The following is a 17,572-nucleotide window of genomic DNA, read 5'->3' as shown; positions in this document are numbered from 1 at the left end:
TCACAATATGCAAAAAAACATTTGGGGGTCAAACAATGGAAACTAAACCATACGAATTAGTCGATGCATTTTGGAAAAACTGGTCTCAATCACTTTCCCTTTTCTCTTCAGCTGGGAAACAATTAGAGCAACTTACTTTAGAAACATTAAAACAACAACAAGACGCTTTGCATAAATTAACATCAGGAGTAGATGAACTAGAAAAAGAACTACAACAAATCACTGCTCAGTTCAATAACCAATATACAGATTACGTGAAACAATTAACTGGTAACTCCTTAAATGATCAAATTAACGAGTGGCAAGACAAGTGGAAGGAACTTTCTGCTCATATGCAGCAGCTTACTGTTTCTCCTACAAAAACATCTTTGTCAATTCTTACACAAACAAGCGGTCAATTTGAAGAAACAACAAAACAATTTATTGAGCAACAACAATTACAACGTGAAGAGGCTCAAAAACAGTTAGAGGGTTTTTTGGAAGAGTTCAAGTCAAAACAGTTGGAACTCGCAAAAAAGTTCGAGGAAAACTCAAAAAATCTATTTACTTCCATCAAGTAAGAAAAATGTGGGAGCTAACTGCAGCACAAACAAAACTCTTTCTTCCTCCTACTACATCAAGATGGCTAACATTTTTCGATATGGAAAAGAAGGAGGACAAAATGAATCCATTTCAAGAAGCACAAACTGTTCCGGAGCTTCGTTATGATGAGATTCAAGTCGGTGATCAAGCATCCCTTACAAAAACAATTACAGATGAAGATGTTATCAATTTTGCAAAATTGACTGGAGATGTGAATCCTATTCACATTTTAGATTCTTTTGCAAAAACGACAATGTTTAAAGAACGTATTGCTCACGGTATGCTCGTTTCGAGTTTTATTTCTACCATCCTTGGAACGAAACTCCCAGGCAAAAATACGATTTATTTATCCCAAAACGTTTCATTCCGTGCCCCTGTCAAAATCGGTGATACACTTCGCGTTGTGGCAGAGGTTATTAAGAAGCGTGACGATAAAAAAATCATTACGTTGCAAACAAACATATATAATCAATCGGATGATATTGTCGTGGAAGGTACAGCGACAATACTGAAAAAAGAGTAGCAAATTTGCTACTCTTTTTTCTATCCAAGAACTTCTAATCGCACCGATTACTTCCGCGTATGAGTATGTCGTTTCCACATAAAATAACGTTACCAGTTTAGATAAGAACTTAGCTGAACTGGACTACTCATAAGGATGTGTATCAACATGGTAAAAACAAACAAATTATTAGTTCCAGGTGCAGAACAAGCGCTTGAACAATTTAAATATGAAATTGCACAAGAATTTGGTGTAAGCTTAGGTTCTAATACAGCATCTCGTTCTAACGGTTCAGTTGGCGGTGAAGTAACAAAACGTCTTGTTGCTTTAGCTCAACAACAATTACGTGGATAATAATATAACATATGGCTTAGAGGCAGATATTATCTGCCTCTTTCTATTTTCAACATACATAACAGTGCTTTTTCACATACTAATCAAAGCAAAACGAAAGGAGCAATATGTGACATGAAACGGATTAATATTAGCATGAGCCCTCCCCGCGTTCTTACTTTATCTTTTATTGTATTATCAGTTGTCGGCACATGCTTATTAAAACTGCCAATTGCTACGACAACGTCCATTTCATGGCTCGATGCCTTATTTACAACCGTTTCCGCTTGTACTGTTACTGGGCTTGGTGTTGTGGATACTGGAAAAGTGTTTACTTTATTTGGACAATGTGTCATTTTAACGCTTATACAAGTTGGCGGGCTTGGCATTATGAGCTTTGCGGTCTTAATTGCCATTATGCTCGGAAGAAAAATCGGTCTTCAAAACCGTATTTTATTGCAACAAGCATTAAATCAAACGAATATCGGCGGCGTTATCCGTCTTGCCAAAGCATTATTTTTATTCTCTTTTACAGTCGAATGTATCGCTACTTTAATTCTTTCTTTTGAATGGGTACCAAAATATGGGGTTACCAAAGGGATCTATTATAGTTTTTTCCATTCAATCTCAGCCTTTAACAATGCTGGTTTTTCTGTGTGGAGCGATAATTTAATGTCCCATTCTCATAGCATTCTTGTCAATTTCGTCATTTCCTCTCTCATCATTTTAGGTGGAATTGGTTTTACAGTAATTGTAGACATAAAAAGAAAGAAAAACTTTAAAAACCTTACACTACATTCAAAACTTATGCTCACTTCTACTCTAATCGTCAACATTATTGCTACCCTTTTTATTTTTATATTCGAGTTCCATAACTCCCTTTCTATGAGAGGTTTTACCCCATTTGAAGAAGGAATGGCCTCTTATTTTCAAGCAATTTCAACACGAACTGCCGGGTTTAATACTGTTGATATTTCTACATTGTCAAAACCTTCCCTCCTATTAATGATGCTCCTTATGTTTATTGGTGCTGGTAGTGCTTCAACGGGTGGTGGGATTAAGTTAACAACATTTTTAATCATATTTTTTGGCGTATTTAAATTTTTACAAGAACAAGAGGATATTGTCGTATTTAAAAAATCCATTAAAGATACTCTCATTGTCAAATCATTAACCATTACTATTATTTCCATTTCATTTATCTTTTTTGCTATTTTAATTTTGAGTATTACTGAGCGAGTTCCTCTATTGATGAGTGCTTTCGAAGTATTTTCAGCATTTGGGACTGTTGGCCTCAGTATGAACTTAACACCTCACTTAACTATAATCGGAAAAGCTATTATTATCTTTATGATGTTTTTTGGGAAAATGGGTCCTTTAACATTGGCTTTTTCATTTGCTCGTAAAAAGAACCGGAAAATAAAATATCCTAATGAAGATATTTTAACAGGTTGACAACCGTATAAATTATCCATATAATGAGAATACAATAACATATCTCCAAAGGGGAGTAGCGTCCAAGAATATTTCTTGGAAACAAAGTCGTCATTACGTAGAACTTAGTTCTTCCGGCTTTGTTGGCATTTTTATTACATATGTCTAGCAAGACCTTTGCCTATTAACGGCAGAGGTCTTTTTTGTATTCACTTCCAAATTCTTCCAAAGTTAATAGGCAGGAGTATGGGGAAACTAAATAGTGGGGAAATTCTTCACTTATTTAGAACTTATAGAGATGAGAGGAGAATGTACATGGATGTATCATTATTATTGGAGTATGGTTGGGTATTACTCATCCTAATTGCACTTGAAGGGATTTTAGCGGCTGATAACGCTCTTGTTCTTGCAATTATGGTAAAACATTTACCAGAAGAAAAACGAAAGAAAGCACTATTTTACGGATTAGCGGGGGCATTTGTTTTCCGATTTGGATCGTTATTTATGATTTCGTTCTTAGTCGATGTATGGCAAGTGCAAGCAATCGGTGCCATCTACCTTATGTTTATCGCTGGTAATCACTTATTTAAAACATATGTTAAAAAGAATACAGATGAAGAAACAGAAGAAAAAGAAGCAAAGAAAAAACAAGAGAACTTTTGGTGGACTGTATTTAAAGTTGAAGTTGCTGATATCGCCTTCGCAGTTGATTCAATTTTAGCTGCGGTTGCACTAGCAATGACTTTACCAAAAACAGGATTAGGTACAATTGGTAGTCTAGATACTGGGCAATTCGTTGTTATCTTTGTAGGTGGACTTATCGGATTAATCATTATGCGATTTGCAGCAACTGCTTTCGTACAAATCTTAAAACGTAAACCAGGACTTGAAACTGCAGCATTCTTAATTGTAGGTTGGGTTGGTGTGAAGCTAGCAGTTTATACATTAGCACACCCTGCATTAAATGTAATTCCACATTCATTCCCAGAATCCACTCCGTGGAAGCTTACATTCTGGATTGTATTAGTCGGAATCGCAGTTGGTGGTTGGTTCTTCTCAAAAGAAGTAGAAGTAAAAGTAGAAAAGAATTTAGACGAAAAAGCGCTGTAATTACAGCGCTTTTTCTTTTTCCTTTCTTCCTCTCAATGTCCAGAAAAAATTCCATTATACTATCTTTTGTAAACGTTTTCTTAACGTATGTATGTCCTTTTTGTGAAACATTGCACAAACTTATTGAAAGTGAGAACAATTCCATGTACTTTATTCATATAAGGAGTATTTATAGAAGATTTACTAAAGGAGCGTATTACTCATGCTAGAACAAGGACTAGATTATGTTGTCAAACTGGCTAAAAGCAAAAAGAAAATGCTAGATACAAACCCAATGCAATATTTCATTCGTGCTGCACTTGCGGGTATTTATATCGGTTTTATTATTGTACTATGTTTTAAATTAGGTAACTTTTTTCACATTGCAGATTCACCAGCAACTTATTTAGCTGCTTCTATGTTTTTCGGGATTGCTCTCGTACTTATTATATATGGCGGTGCTGAATTGTTTACTGGAAACACAATGTACTTTACTGTAGCAACTTTAAGGAAAGAAACAACGATTTCTGATACACTTCGTAACTGGGTTGCTTGTTATGCAGGTAACTTAGCCGGCGCGTTATTCTTTGCCTTACTATTTTACGCAACTGGAATTTTTGAAGCAATTGATCACGGTCACTTAATGAATAAAGTCGTTGAAGGAAAGATGAACACACCTACAATGCAGCTATTCTTTAAAGCCATTTTATGTAACTGGCTCGTATGTCTTGCTTGCTTCTTACCATCTCAGGTTAAAGGCGACACAGCAAAAATAATGGTCATGATGCTACTTGTTTTCACATTCTTCTTATCTGGTTACGAACATAGTATTGCAAACTTGTCACTCTTTGCTTTATCTTTAGTTTCACCGCATCCTGAGACAATTTCTTTTTCAGGTGCTATTCATAACTTAATTCCTGTTACAATCGGTAACATTATTGGCGGATCAGTATTTGTCGGTATGGTATACCACTACTTAACAAAGAAAACACCTGAAGTTCAACAGGAAGAAACTGAAATCGCAGCAACTCAACAAGAAGAGATTATTCCTTTACAAGCACATATGAAACATTAAAAACTCCAAAGTTTTACTTTGGAGTTTTTAGCTTCCCACGTATTTAACAACAAGGTGAGGATTAATTTCTCCTTCTTCCTTTCCCTTATCCATTCTCTGTTTCATCTTGTGCATACCGATGATATCATTCGTATGAAGGTGAATTTCATTTACATATAACCCCTCTGTACAAAAAGCTTCTACAAAATCCAGTCCATTTTTTGCTCCCCACCCCATATTAAAATCAAGGGAAAGAATATTCACATCATAATCCCGGACCATTTGCAAGGCACATTCTACTGTAGTTGCGGGCACATACCCGAACGGGCAACTTCTTTGATCATCCATATATACGTTCATTTTCTATTCCCTCTCTAATTTGAATATGCGGCCAATACATAACATATTGCCGCAAGACTAATAAAAGGACCAAATGGAATTGGTTTTCGTACTTCTATACGTTTTAATACGATACCAATCCCGAAGAAACAAAGACTGAAACAAGACGCTAAAAATAAAACGATAAAAACTCCCTTCACTCCTACTATAAACCCAAGTAACGAAAGTAGTTTTATATCTCCTCCGCCAAGCCCTTCTGGATATATCTTTTGCATGCAATATAACAAAATGAATATAACACCACTACCAACTATACTATCTGTCCAAGTAACTAATTGTACAAAAACACTTTCAAGAATGAGTAAAACGGCAAACGAAATTAAAATACAATCAGGAATTAACATATATAAGTAATCTGTAACTGAAATAATAAGAAGTAGCGAAAAAAGGGATAAAATGATAATAAGCTCTCGTTCTATTCCAATCATATACACGGTAAGAAGAAATATACTTCCTGTTATACATTCAAATGCTACATACATAATTGGAATTTTTCTCTTACAATTCGTACAACAGCCTCTTTGTATATAAAATGAAATGATGGGGATTAATTCTTTTGGCCTTAGCACATATTTGCAATAATAACAATGTGAACGCGGGGTAATGATAGACGCACCTAATGGAATCCTCATCGCAACTAACATAAAAAAAGAACCAAACACCATCCCTGCTAACATTGCATATAAATAAGTGAACATCCCTTCCTCTCCTTTCCCAAAAAACATAGCAAAAAAAGGAGAGAACTTCTACTTCATATTATCCTTTATTCTACTAAAAAAGCAGGCCATTTTCCGGCCTGCTTTCCCCTCTTTTATACGATGAAATATACTGCTTTTAATGGTCCATGTACTCCGACAACAAGATTCATCTCAATATCAGCCGAGTTACTTGGCCCTGTAATAAAGTTAATACAAGATGCCGCTGTCTCCCCATTTTCTACACGTGAGTTCATATCCTGAACCGCTTGTGTAATACGAGGCACAAGTGTTTCACGTGGAATAATAGCAAAATATACAGTCGGTAAAAAGTGTAAAGAACGTCCTTGCCCTTTATGGCTTTGTACAACAATTGTACCAGATTCAGCTAATGTATAATCACTAAATGCAATACCAATATTCGCTTTTTCAGCTAAACGCATATTTTCGTCTTTTCTCTCTGGATCCCATACGTTTACTTCAATGTCTCGCTTTGGAAGTTCTTCTTTAAATAAAGATGTTAAACCATATGCATCAAAACGCTCATCTGCTGATAATAAAATAGGTCCCCCGCCGTTTTCCATGATTACTTTTTGAAGGTCTTCACCTAAACGGTCATTTGTCGTTTCTACTACATTTGTATGAATGTTTGTACATTGCTTTTTAAACACTTCTAGTAATTCTTCTTGTGAATAATCTTTTAACGTTTCTATATTCACATTACTTTTCCATACTGGACGCTCTACACCTTCTGTTTTACGCGCGCGTCCAAGTTCTTTTGCAATGTTATCTAGAAAGGCATCACGGTTTTGAATTAATCCTGTCATTATTTATCTCCGCCTTTCTTATGATCTTTATACCAATCACGGAATCGTTCTTTACTTGGAGCTGGAAATTCACGAATATCCGTCCAGTTTTTAAGTGGTCCAACACCTTTTGATACACGATTACCAGATGTAAATGGACTCATTGCCGCTGGTGCCATTTTTGAACCCATTTTATATAAAGCAGCTGAAGAAGCACCCATACTAAACATTTTCATCGCTAGTTTTTCTGCAAGTGGTGCACGACCTTCTTGCTCAACGATGACTTGACGATGTTTTAATAATAAATCATGCAATGGAATTTTTACTGGACAAGCTTCTGTACATGCTCCGCATAAACTAGATGCATAAGGAAGCTCTTTGTAATCATCATATCCACCTAGAAGCGGTGTTAATACCGCACCGATTGGCCCTGAGTAAATCGATCCATATGAATGTCCACCAACGTGACGATATACAGGACATACGTTAACACAAGCAGCGCAACGAATACATTGTAATACTGAACGGAATTCAGATCCAAGAATTTGAGAGCGACCATTATCAACAACAACTAAATGGAATTCTTCAGGTCCATCAACTTCCTCTTCTTGAATTGGTCCTGCTACTGTAACATAACTTGTTAATTTTTGGCCTACTGCACTACGACATAGTAAACCAACTAAAACATCTAATTCTTCCATTGTCGGAACCATACGTTCCATACCCATTACCGCAATTTGTGTTTTCGGAATTGACATAACAAGATCTGCATTACCTTCATTCGTTACTAAACAAAGAGAGCCAGTATTTGCAACAGCAAAGTTACAACCAGTTACACCAATTTCTGCATCCATAAATTTCTCACGAAGTTGTTTACGAACAAACTTTGTCATTTCATACGGGTCATCAGAATTTTCATATCCTAGTTTTTCTTTAAATACATCGCGAATTTGCGTTCTATTTTTATGAAGTGCAGGTGCAATAATATGTGAAGGTGGATCGTTATCTACTTGTAAGATATACTCTCCTAAGTCACTCTCTAACACTTCACAGCCAATCTCTTCAAGCGCATGGTTCATACTGATTTCTTCTGTTACCATCGACTTTGATTTTACTACTTTTTTCGCTTGTTTCTTTTTGGCAACGTCTTGAATATACTTTGCTGCTTCCTCTTTCGTCTTCGCAAAGTACACGTGTCCGCCTCTTTTTGATACATTTTCACTTAACTGCATTAAATAATAATCAAGATTTTCTAATGTATGTTGACGAATTTGTTCACCTAGTTCTCGCCACTCTTCCCAGTTTCCTAATTCATCTGCGGCTTTTAAGCGATTCGTATATAAACGCGTTTGTGCAGAAGAAACTGCTCCGCGCATAAACGAATCTTGAATTCCATCACCAACGCGATCATTAAATTTTTTCTCACTGATTTTCATAGACATAGCTTATGTTCCCCCTTCATGAGCGACTATTCAGTACCTCAGCAATATGCATTACTTTTACTTCTTTTCCTAAACGCTCAATACGTCCGCCAATGTTTAACAAACACCCACAATCTGCACCGATTAAATAATCTGCACCTGTTTCCATTACACTATCTACTTTTTCGTCTACCATTTGCTCAGAAATTGGAGTCATCTTAACTGAAAACGTTCCCCCAAACCCGCAACAATTTTGCACGTTTGGCAAATCTCTCACAGTTAATCCTTTTACATTTGATAATAAAATTCCTGGTGCTTCTTTTATCCCAAGCATACGTGTCATATGACATGATTTATGAATAGTAGCTATCCCTGGTAAACTTGCACCAACATCTGTAACTTTTAAAACATCTACAATAAACTGTGTAAATTCATAAGTTTTATCAGCAACTTTTTGTGCACGTTTAGCCCACTTTGGATCATCTTTGAAAACATGCGGATACTCATGAAACATTGTCGCACACGAACCAGATGGCGTAACAATATATTCTGCATCTTCGAAAGTTTCAATCATATGTTTCATCGCTTCTTTTGCTGCTTCTACATGGCCACTATTATAAGCAGGCTGGCCACAACAAACTTGTGCTTCTGGAAATTCAATTTCACAACCTAAACGCTCCAACACTTCAACTGTTGCTTTGCCGACATTTGTTTCAAACATATCGACTAAACAAGTAACAAATAAAGTAACTTTCATAACTATTACTCCCCCTTTTTACAACTTCACCAACAAACATATGGTCATCAGATGACTGAGTAGAGAAGAAATAGGCTCAACCATGGCCTATCCTCTCCCTCTTCTAAAGAAAACGCTTACTTAATCTTTCTCTATTTTATCAGAAAATTAAATTTTTAAAAGATTAAATTACGAATTTATATCGTTTTTACCTGTGACAATATGTTCTACATTTGTTAAATGATCTAGCATTGCTTGCTGCGCTAATTCTACATCTTGTTTTAACACCGCATCATATATAACTTGATGCTCTTCTATAAGTCGTTCTGATGTCGTTTGTTCACCATATAAAATAATGCGTCTTGATTCACCAATCGTTTCAGCAATCATCTCTGAAACATGATTCATGAGTTCAAGCAAAATGTTATTATGCGAAGACTCTGCAATTCCCATATGAAATTGAAAATCGGCTTTTTCACCAGCCTTTTCATCTCCAATGCTCTTTGCCATTTCATCTAACCAATGTTTCATATTTTGTAAATTAGCTTCCGTACGTTTTGCCGCCGCTACTCGAACTGCCCCCACTTCAAGCACCTTTCGTACTTCTAATAAATTCAAAATATCTTCTTTCTTCATTAATAATCTATTGTTTAATGATTTCGTTAATGAAGAAGAATCGAAGTTCTTCACATATGTACCTTCTCCTTGTTTCATCTCAATTAAGCCCATCGCTCTTAGCGCACTTAGCGCTTCACGAACAGCAGATCTGCCAACTTGAAACTGCTCAGCTAATTGATGCACAGGGAGTAGTTTGTCACCAGGTTTTAACGTACCATTTTTAATCATTGTTAAAATAGCTTCAGATACTTCTTCGTAAATTTTTTTCGGTTTAATAGATTTGTACTCCAGTTAAATCACCTCAGTATCTTCCAAACAACAATTGAAACGATTTATAAGAACTTTGCATCATAACTATTTTAGACCGAATTGATAAGAAGTACAAATGTTTTGTTCATAAAATAGTCAAATTTTTGATATTTATTACATATTAATTTATATTTTTACGTATAAAGTGAAACTTTAATCAGTAGGGGTCTTGTTCATTCCCCACCTAACTTCTTTGCTTCCGTTGAATTTTGAGGTGGGGATCTTACTGCTCGGCAAATAGCGGGATAAATATTCCCTTCAATATAAAGAACATGTCCTAAAAATTAGAACATGCCCACCTCATCCTGTACATTCAGTTTAATAATAACCGTTGTTCCTTTATCTTTTTCACTTTCAATTCGCCACTGTCCACCATGTATATGGACAATTTGTCTCACAATAGCAAGACCTAAGCCTGTTCCACCATGTTGACGACTTCTCGCTTTATCAACTCGGTAAAAGCGCTCTCCAAGATTTTCTAAATGCTCTATATCAATTCCAATTCCTGTATCTTGTATTTTCAATTCACAGTAATCATCGATTTGCTCTAAAGTTATAACGATATTTCCGTTTTCGTTTGTATACCGTATCGCATTATCTAACACATTATGAAGCACTTGTTGCATACGATCCTCATCAATCATGACAATGACCTCTGGATTTAAATTGGTTGAAATATGAATTTCCTTTTCTATAAACTTAATCTCATACGTATCTAATACGTCTTCAATCAGCTGTGAAAAAACGATAGGTTGCTTCTTTAACGGAAAGTGCTCACCTTCTAATTGTGCTAAGTCTAACAAGTCATGCACGAGACGCTGCATACGACCTGCTTCTTTATGAATTAGCTGCGTTACTTTTTCCTGCTGCGGTCCCTTGGCAACGCCATCTAAAATAGCCTCGCTATACCCTTTTATATAACTAAGTGGTGTTCTAAGTTCATGCGAAACATTTGCTAAAAATTCCTTACGCTTTACATCTTCTGTTTCTAATGAATTGGCCATTTTATTAAATGCTTTTCCTAATCGTCCAATTTCATCCTCTGAAGAAACTGTAATCCGCTCTGAGAAATCTCCCGTAGCCAAATGATTTGCAACCCGTTCCATTTGCGAAAGTGGCTTCGTAATTGCAATTATAATTTTTCTTCCAACCCATATAGTAATTAAAATCATAGCAATTGCTAATGGTGCTAAAATAAGACCCATATCATAAATTAAGTCTTTTATACTTTTTAAAGGAATATACGAATAGACAATTCCGACTAATTTTTTATTTTCCAATACAGGGATGACAACCCCCATAATATTACGGTCAAAATGTTCTTCATATCCTATTTTTGTCACAGTTTTCCCATCTAATAGTGTTTGCCTATCTCCTTCACTTATAAGGGAATGATGATGCACATCAAAAGGCAAACATGCGCTTAAATCACGCGGATTAGACACGAAAATAACGTCTGAACTAGATATTTGATCAAACGACCTTACTTTCTCTTCAAAAGTTGATATTCCTTCGTGCTTATCATATTGAGCAGCAAGATTTTTTCCTTCCATTACTAATGAGCCTTTTAAATTATCAACGTATAGTTTTTCATACGAGTATAAAGATACGAAATAAAGAAAGGACACTGTTACACATACTGCACATACTACTGTAAGCCAAAGTTTTTGTACCATCGTAAACATACGTTACACCTCGAATTTATAGCCTACACCCCAAACAGTTTGAATGTAGTTTCCACTTTCTCCAAGCTTCAAGCGCATCGTTTTCACGTGCGTATCTACTGTTCTTGTACTTCCGGCATAATCATATCCCCATACCTTTTCAAGTAATTGCTCCCGGCTAAATACTTGTCCTGTATGCTGGCAAAGAAAATATAGTAAATCAAACTCTTTTACAGTAAGAGAAATCGACTCACCATCCGCCTCGATTCGTCTACTTTTTTCATTGATAAGAATTGGTCCGAATTGAATCTCTTCTTGCTGTTCTTGCTTTGTATATCTTCTTAACACAGCTTCCATACGGGCAACCAATTCACCAGGACTAAACGGTTTTACAATATAATCATCTGCTCCCATACGTAAGCCGTTCACCCTATTCCACTCTTCACCTTTTGCGGTTAAAAATATAATCGGCACATCTGACGTTTTTCTAATTTCTTTACAAACTGAAAGGCCATCCATTTCTGGCATCATAATATCTAATACAACGAAATCATAATGATCCGTTTCTATTTTTTTAAGAGCCTCTTTTCCATTTTCAGCTTCTCCCCACTCATATCCGAAGTTATCCAAATACATTCCAACAAGCTGCCTCATATCACTTTCATCATCTACAACTAGCACTCTATATTTATTCATTGTCCTTCCCTTCCCTCTCTATGAGTTGAAACGGTCCTTTTCCGACTTTAATTGTTTGTTTTATTTTTAAATTCTTCATATCCATAACGCACACTTCATCACTATCATAACTTGCTACATATCCTTCTACTCCGCTCTCCAAAAATGCAAATGGATTCGATCCTACTTCTACAGAAGCTATTTCTTTATATGTGCTAATATCAAACTTTCTAAGTGTATTCGACCCATGACTTAATGCATATACGTACTTACTATCCTTCGTTATATTCACAGGCATAAATGGAGCATGTAAAGAACGTACCATTTCTCCATCCTGCAAAGAATACACTAACACTTTCTCATTTACTTGATTTCCATCACCATGTCCGCCAATCCATATTTCTTTCCCATCAGGACTAATCGTTGCTCCTGTTGATGCTGGTGGAATCATAAAGGATTGAACAACCTCTTTTTTCTTCGTATCAATTGTCGTTAGTTTCGTATCATAAAAGTTTAATACAGATAACCGATTATGATACTCTACCATCGTTATAGGTCCTTTGCCTGTTGAAACATTTCCTGTCTCTTTCCCATTTATCGTAAAGAACCTTACCTTTTGAACATTTTGATCGGCAGCAAATAATTGTTTTTTATCTTCTGATACGACCACATTTACAATGCCCTTTCCAGTTTTATATTTTCCTACTTGCCTTCCTTCCGCTAGTGAATATACATACATATATTCTAATTGCTTACCGTATACAAGTATTTCCTCACCGTTTGGAAGCAGTGTGATTCCGGCCATTGGCTCATTTAGTTCCCATGTCGTGATTAACTTTTTATCTTTTTTATCAATAAAACTAATACTGCCTTCTTTTATATTCGTTGTTATAATAACATTTTTATCTTTAGCAATTGGTGTATATGAACTTCCTTGACACCCTACTAATAGAAATAAAAAACAGAGAAGAAAAACATACTTTCTCAAAAGATTCCCTCCATCTTCGGATGATTTCGTTATAATTGTAAAATAACAAATAAATGTGTGGAAAGTGTGAAATTTTCCTTTCTTACTGCATTTACATATATAATGTACAACAAATAGAATTTGAGGTGTGTCAATTATGCTATTTCCTGATTTAGCGAATAAAATTGTACGAGAAGTACGCAGACTAATTACAGAAAATATTATTATCATTAATATAGAAGGCGTTATTATCGCAAGTACAGATACAGAAAGAATTGGTCAATTTCATGAAGGTGCACTCCGCTGCGCCAAACAAAAGAAAACCGTCATAATTACAAAAGAAGATGAAAGGCGATTGCAAGGTGTAAAGGCTGGGATGAATCTTCCTTTATTATTTCATGATGAAGTAATTGGTGTCATTGGAATTACAGGAGAACCTGAAAATATTTCACGCTACGGAGAAATATTGCGTAAGATGACCGAATTATTAATTCATGAAAACTACTTTTTAGAGCAACTAGAACTTGAGCACCGCTCCTATGAAGCTTTCGTCTTTGATTGGCTTCAAAATACAGAGTGGTCCCCGAGTTTTCTCGATCGCGCCAAAACACTTGGCATTGATTTATATAAGAAGAAACAACTTATTTTGTTTTCTATTGGCAAAAATGACACGATGCTCCAGCGTAAAATATGGCAACATGTACGTAATATTTTAACAAAAGAGCATCTATTTGTTCGCTGGGGAAATGATCGTTTTATTTTATTTACAGCGATGAGCTCCAAAGAGCAAACTTATCAATTTTTAAAACGGTTAAAACAAGACTGCGAAACTTTATTTTCGATTCCTTTATATATTGGGATTGGACAAACAGTTACCCCAAACAATATGAACATATGTTACGAACAAGCATTACGTGCTCTTTCTGTATCATTGGAAACGAAAAAAATTGTATTTAATGAAGATTTACGTTTAGAAATGTGTTTACAAGATATTTCTGCCGAAACGCGCGAACAATTTCTAGAGCGTACCATCGAGAACTTACTATCATTTCCTGAGCTTATGCACACTTTACGCTTGTTTATCGATTATAACCAATCTTATAAACAGACGGCTAAACAATTACATATACACATTAACACATTACATTACAGGCTAAAAAAGATTGAAGAACATACAGGACTTGATCCAAAGCAATTCAAAGACTTAAACGTTTTATACTTCGCACTCCTCCTATTAGATAATCATACAAAAAAGAAGGATAAAACAGATTAATCTTCAGATGATTACACATAGAAAGAATCCCTCGACTTTTTTATCATTATAATGAAAGCACTGTTACCACGTTGTTTATTATAACTAAAAACGTTAACAGTTTGAGGGGGATTTCCAATGTTAGAAAAGCAAATTATTCATTCATTCGTATCTATTGTTGGCGAAGATAATGTAGATACATCCAATATGGGTCGTTTAACTTATAGTTATGATGCCACTCCAAACTTCCAAGCAATGCCTGATGCAGTCATTGCTCCTCGTAATACAAATGAAGTAGCTGAAGTGTTAAAAATATGTAACACTCACAAAATTCCTGTATATGTGCGCGGGTCTGGAACAAACCTTTGCGCAGGTACATGTCCACTTGAAGGCGGTATCGTCCTTATTTTCCGCCATATGAACAATATTTTAGAAATTGATGAAGAAAACTTAACAATTACTGTACAAGCTGGTGTCATTACACTTGATATTATTAAAGCGGTAGAAGAAAAAGGTTTATTTTATCCACCAGATCCAAGCTCGATGAAAATTTCTACAATCGGCGGCAATATTAATGAAAACTCAGGTGGATTACGCGGTTTGAAATATGGCGTAACACGTGATTATGTAATGGGGCTTGAACTTGTCTTACCAAATGGTGATATTATTCGCACTGGCGGTAAATTAGCAAAAGATGTAGCAGGTTACGATTTAACTCGTTTATTTATCGGTTCTGAAGGAACACTTGGTGTGGTAACAGAAGCTATATTAAAACTTGTTCCTATACCTGAAACAAAGAAAACAATGCTTGCATTATATGAAGATATTAATGAAGCTGCACGTGCTGTTTCTTCTATTATTGCAAATAAAATCATTCCAGCAACCCTGGAGTTTTTAGACCAACCGACAATTGAAGTAGTAGAAGAGTTTGCGCAAATCGGTTTACCTACAGATGTAAAAGCAATTTTATTAATCGAACAAGACGGCCCGCCCGAAGTAGTCAATCGAGATATTGAAAACATGGCTAACGTTTGCCGCTCTATGAATGCAGTTGATGTTCGCATTGCAAAAGATGAAACAGAAGCAGATGCGCTTCGTACTGCTCGCCGTAGTGCTCTATCAGCGCTCGCACGATTAAAACCTACTACAATATTAGAAGATGCGACTGTACCACGTTCACAAATCGCTCCGATGGTTGAAGCAATTAATGCCATTGCAAAAAAATATAATATTCCTATTTGTACGTTTGGACACGCTGGTGATGGTAACTTACATCCAACTTGTATGACAGATGCTCGTAATGCAGAAGAAATGCACCGAGCTGAACAAGCTTTTGCTGAAATATTTGCAAAAGCAATTGAACTTGGTGGCACAATTACTGGTGAACACGGTGTTGGTGCGATGAAAGCTCCATATTTAGAAATGAAATTAGGTAAAGAAGGTATTGCAGCTATGCAAGGAATAAAGCAAGCTTTTGATCCAAATAACATTATGAATCCTGGAAAAATGTTCGCGAAAGACACTCGAAAAAGAGTGGTGGTTGAGCGATGACCACATTAAATAAAGAAAATATTCAAAAAGAATTTAAAAAACGATTAAGTGAAGATGAGCTACTAAACTGTATGCGATGCGGTTTTTGTTTACCTACTTGTCCTACCTACATTCAATCCGGATATAAAGAGTCACATTCACCGCGCGGACGTATCGCATTAATGAAAGCAGTCGTTGATGGTTTAATCGAACCAGATGAAGATGTTGAAAATACATTAAACGTTTGTCTTGGTTGCCGTGCTTGTGAGCCTGTTTGTCCATCTGGTGTAAATTATGGACATTTATTAGAAGAAGCTCGAGATATTATTAATCAAAATAAAAAATTCTCAATGCCAGTGAAAGCTGTTCGAAAAGTCGTTTTTGAAGGATTATTCCCCCATCAAAATCGAATGCGAACATTAACCGGACTAATCGGATTTTATCAACGTTCTGGTTTACAAACGCTAACACATAAAACAGGTATTATGAAGTTATTCCCTGAAACACTTGCAACGATGGATCTCGTTTTACCAAAAGTCCCTAAAATGAAAGCAATGAAAGATCGTCCTTCATTTTTACCTGCAGAAAGTACAAAGAAAAAACAAGTTGCATTCTTCACAGGCTGCTTAATGGATACGATGTTTTTAGAAACAAATAACGCAACGATGAAACTTCTCCAATTAGCTGGTTGTGATATTGTTATTCCGAAAACACAAAGTTGCTGCGGTGCATTGCATGGACATGCTGGTGAAAAGAGTGGAGCAAAAGAATTAGCAAAGCGAAATATAAAAGCATTCGAAGATTTAAACATCGACTATATTATTACGAATGCAGGAGGTTGCGGAGCTTACCTCGTAGACTATGATTATCTTTTAAAGGATGATCCGGATTGGGCTGAACGTGCTAAGCAGTTTGTTTCTAAGATTAAAGATATTACTGCTATACTAGTAGAACTAGACTTCCATAAGCGAACTGACTTACGACTCACGCCGCAGGTTATTACGTATCAAGACTCTTGTCATTTACGCAATGTTATGCGCACATCTTCTGAACCTCGTATGTTACTAGAGGCTATCCAAGGTGCAACATATCGAGAAATGAAAGATGCGGACCGCTGCTGTGGCTCTGCTGGTATTTACAATATTGTTCATTCAGAGTTATCAATGGAATTTCTAGATTACAAAATGGACCGTGTGCATGAAACAGACGCAGCAACCATTGTTACTGCAAATCCAGGTTGTTTATTACAAATGAAATTGGGCATTGAGCGAGAAGGGCTTTCTCATAAAATGAGAGGAATTCACATTGTGGATTTATTATTAGAAGCAATTGAAACTAACTCGTAATAACTCGTAACATACGTAATAATAGGAAAACGGCTATCTCCTTCGTCTATGTAAAGAGATAGCCGCTTTTTTGTCTGCTACAACATTAAAAATATGTTACTTTATTATAAAAAAGAACAACAGAAACATTACAGTTTTGTAAAAATCAATCCATTATATT

General features: G+C 35.9%; 18 protein-coding genes and 1 riboswitch. Of the genes, 9 read left to right on the top strand and 9 right to left on the bottom strand.

Annotated elements, in window-relative coordinates:
- Nucleotides 1-35 precede the first annotated feature (35 nt).
- The 6 genes from phaP (at nucleotide 36) to AC241_RS06640 (ending at nucleotide 5,015) form a co-directional block, all read left to right on the top strand.
- On the top strand, nucleotides 36-560 hold the full coding sequence (gene phaP, locus AC241_RS06665) for a polyhydroxyalkanoic acid inclusion protein PhaP (RefSeq protein ID WP_000448592.1): 525 nt from the start codon (nucleotides 36-38) through the stop codon (nucleotides 558-560).
- A gap of 101 nt (nucleotides 561-661) precedes the next feature.
- Nucleotides 662-1,105 carry a MaoC family dehydratase gene (locus tag AC241_RS06660; RefSeq protein ID WP_001067916.1) on the top strand — a complete coding sequence of 148 codons (444 nt, stop codon included), beginning with the start codon at nucleotides 662-664 and terminating at the stop codon, nucleotides 1,103-1,105.
- A gap of 147 nt (nucleotides 1,106-1,252) precedes the next feature.
- A complete protein-coding gene (locus tag AC241_RS06655) occupies nucleotides 1,253-1,438 on the top strand; it encodes an alpha/beta-type small acid-soluble spore protein (protein WP_000241212.1) in 186 nt (61 codons plus the stop codon).
- 114 nt (nucleotides 1,439-1,552) lie between these two features.
- Nucleotides 1,553-2,872 (top strand): TrkH family potassium uptake protein, encoded by a 1,320-nt coding sequence (locus tag AC241_RS06650; protein WP_050842929.1) that lies wholly within the window; start codon nucleotides 1,553-1,555, stop codon nucleotides 2,870-2,872.
- Nucleotides 2,873-2,910: 38 nt separating this feature from the next.
- Nucleotides 2,911-3,076: riboswitch (yybP-ykoY riboswitch) on the top strand.
- A 90-nt stretch (nucleotides 3,077-3,166) separates the two neighbouring features.
- Nucleotides 3,167-3,961, top strand: a complete 795-nt coding sequence (locus tag AC241_RS06645) for a TerC family protein (RefSeq protein ID WP_000383326.1) — start codon at nucleotides 3,167-3,169, stop codon at nucleotides 3,959-3,961.
- A 202-nt stretch (nucleotides 3,962-4,163) separates the two neighbouring features.
- Complete coding sequence (locus AC241_RS06640; RefSeq protein WP_016082385.1) at nucleotides 4,164-5,015, top strand: formate/nitrite transporter family protein; 852 nt, start codon at nucleotides 4,164-4,166, stop codon at nucleotides 5,013-5,015.
- Nucleotides 5,016-5,042: 27 nt separating this feature from the next.
- Here the strand turns inward: AC241_RS06640 and AC241_RS06635 are convergent, their stop codons facing one another.
- The 9 genes from AC241_RS06635 to AC241_RS06595 all read right to left on the bottom strand — a co-directional run bounded on the left by AC241_RS06635 (nucleotide 5,043) and on the right by AC241_RS06595 (nucleotide 13,305).
- Entirely contained in the window at nucleotides 5,043-5,354 is a 312-nt protein-coding gene (locus tag AC241_RS06635) for a cyclic-phosphate processing receiver domain-containing protein (protein ID WP_029441776.1), read from the bottom strand.
- Between the two features lie 14 nt (nucleotides 5,355-5,368).
- Entirely contained in the window at nucleotides 5,369-6,091 is a 723-nt protein-coding gene (locus AC241_RS06630; protein ID WP_050842927.1) for a prepilin peptidase, read from the bottom strand.
- Nucleotides 6,092-6,204: 113 nt separating this feature from the next.
- Entirely contained in the window at nucleotides 6,205-6,915 is a 711-nt protein-coding gene (locus tag AC241_RS06625; RefSeq protein WP_029441774.1) for a LutC/YkgG family protein, read from the bottom strand.
- Nucleotides 6,915-8,336, bottom strand: coding sequence for a LutB/LldF family L-lactate oxidation iron-sulfur protein (locus tag AC241_RS06620; RefSeq protein ID WP_000061930.1), 1,422 nt, complete (start codon nucleotides 8,334-8,336; stop codon nucleotides 6,915-6,917). The genes AC241_RS06625 and AC241_RS06620 overlap by 1 nt, the downstream gene beginning before the upstream one ends.
- Before the next feature lie 16 nt (nucleotides 8,337-8,352).
- Entirely contained in the window at nucleotides 8,353-9,072 is a 720-nt protein-coding gene (locus AC241_RS06615; protein ID WP_000869147.1) for a (Fe-S)-binding protein, read from the bottom strand.
- Between the two features lie 168 nt (nucleotides 9,073-9,240).
- Complete coding sequence (locus tag AC241_RS06610; RefSeq protein ID WP_257721904.1) at nucleotides 9,241-9,930, bottom strand: FadR/GntR family transcriptional regulator; 690 nt, start codon at nucleotides 9,928-9,930, stop codon at nucleotides 9,241-9,243.
- Between the two features lie 332 nt (nucleotides 9,931-10,262).
- A complete protein-coding gene (locus tag AC241_RS06605) occupies nucleotides 10,263-11,663 on the bottom strand; it encodes a sensor histidine kinase (protein ID WP_016082389.1) in 1,401 nt (466 codons plus the stop codon).
- 3 nt (nucleotides 11,664-11,666) lie between these two features.
- Complete coding sequence (locus AC241_RS06600; RefSeq protein WP_016082390.1) at nucleotides 11,667-12,338, bottom strand: response regulator transcription factor; 672 nt, start codon at nucleotides 12,336-12,338, stop codon at nucleotides 11,667-11,669.
- Nucleotides 12,331-13,305 (bottom strand): YncE family protein, encoded by a 975-nt coding sequence (locus tag AC241_RS06595; protein ID WP_050842923.1) that lies wholly within the window; start codon nucleotides 13,303-13,305, stop codon nucleotides 12,331-12,333. The genes AC241_RS06600 and AC241_RS06595 overlap by 8 nt, the downstream gene beginning before the upstream one ends.
- Nucleotides 13,306-13,441: 136 nt before the next feature.
- On the opposite strand from AC241_RS06595, the gene AC241_RS06590 reads away from it, so the two are divergent.
- The 3 genes from AC241_RS06590 (at nucleotide 13,442) to AC241_RS06580 (ending at nucleotide 17,412) form a co-directional block, all read left to right on the top strand.
- Nucleotides 13,442-14,557 (top strand): CdaR family transcriptional regulator, encoded by a 1,116-nt coding sequence (locus AC241_RS06590; RefSeq protein WP_050842921.1) that lies wholly within the window; start codon nucleotides 13,442-13,444, stop codon nucleotides 14,555-14,557.
- A 117-nt stretch (nucleotides 14,558-14,674) separates the two neighbouring features.
- Nucleotides 14,675-16,087 (top strand): glycolate oxidase subunit GlcD, encoded by a 1,413-nt coding sequence (glcD, locus tag AC241_RS06585; RefSeq protein ID WP_048564838.1) that lies wholly within the window; start codon nucleotides 14,675-14,677, stop codon nucleotides 16,085-16,087.
- A complete protein-coding gene (locus AC241_RS06580; RefSeq protein ID WP_050842919.1) occupies nucleotides 16,084-17,412 on the top strand; it encodes a (Fe-S)-binding protein in 1,329 nt (442 codons plus the stop codon). The genes glcD and AC241_RS06580 overlap by 4 nt, the downstream gene beginning before the upstream one ends.
- Nucleotides 17,413-17,572: the final 160 nt, after the last annotated feature.

The sequence above is a fragment of the Bacillus thuringiensis genome, assembly GCF_001182785.1.
GTDB lineage: Bacteria > Bacillota > Bacilli > Bacillales > Bacillaceae_G > Bacillus_A > Bacillus_A thuringiensis_S.
This window is presented reverse-complemented; position numbering and strand designations above follow the sequence as displayed.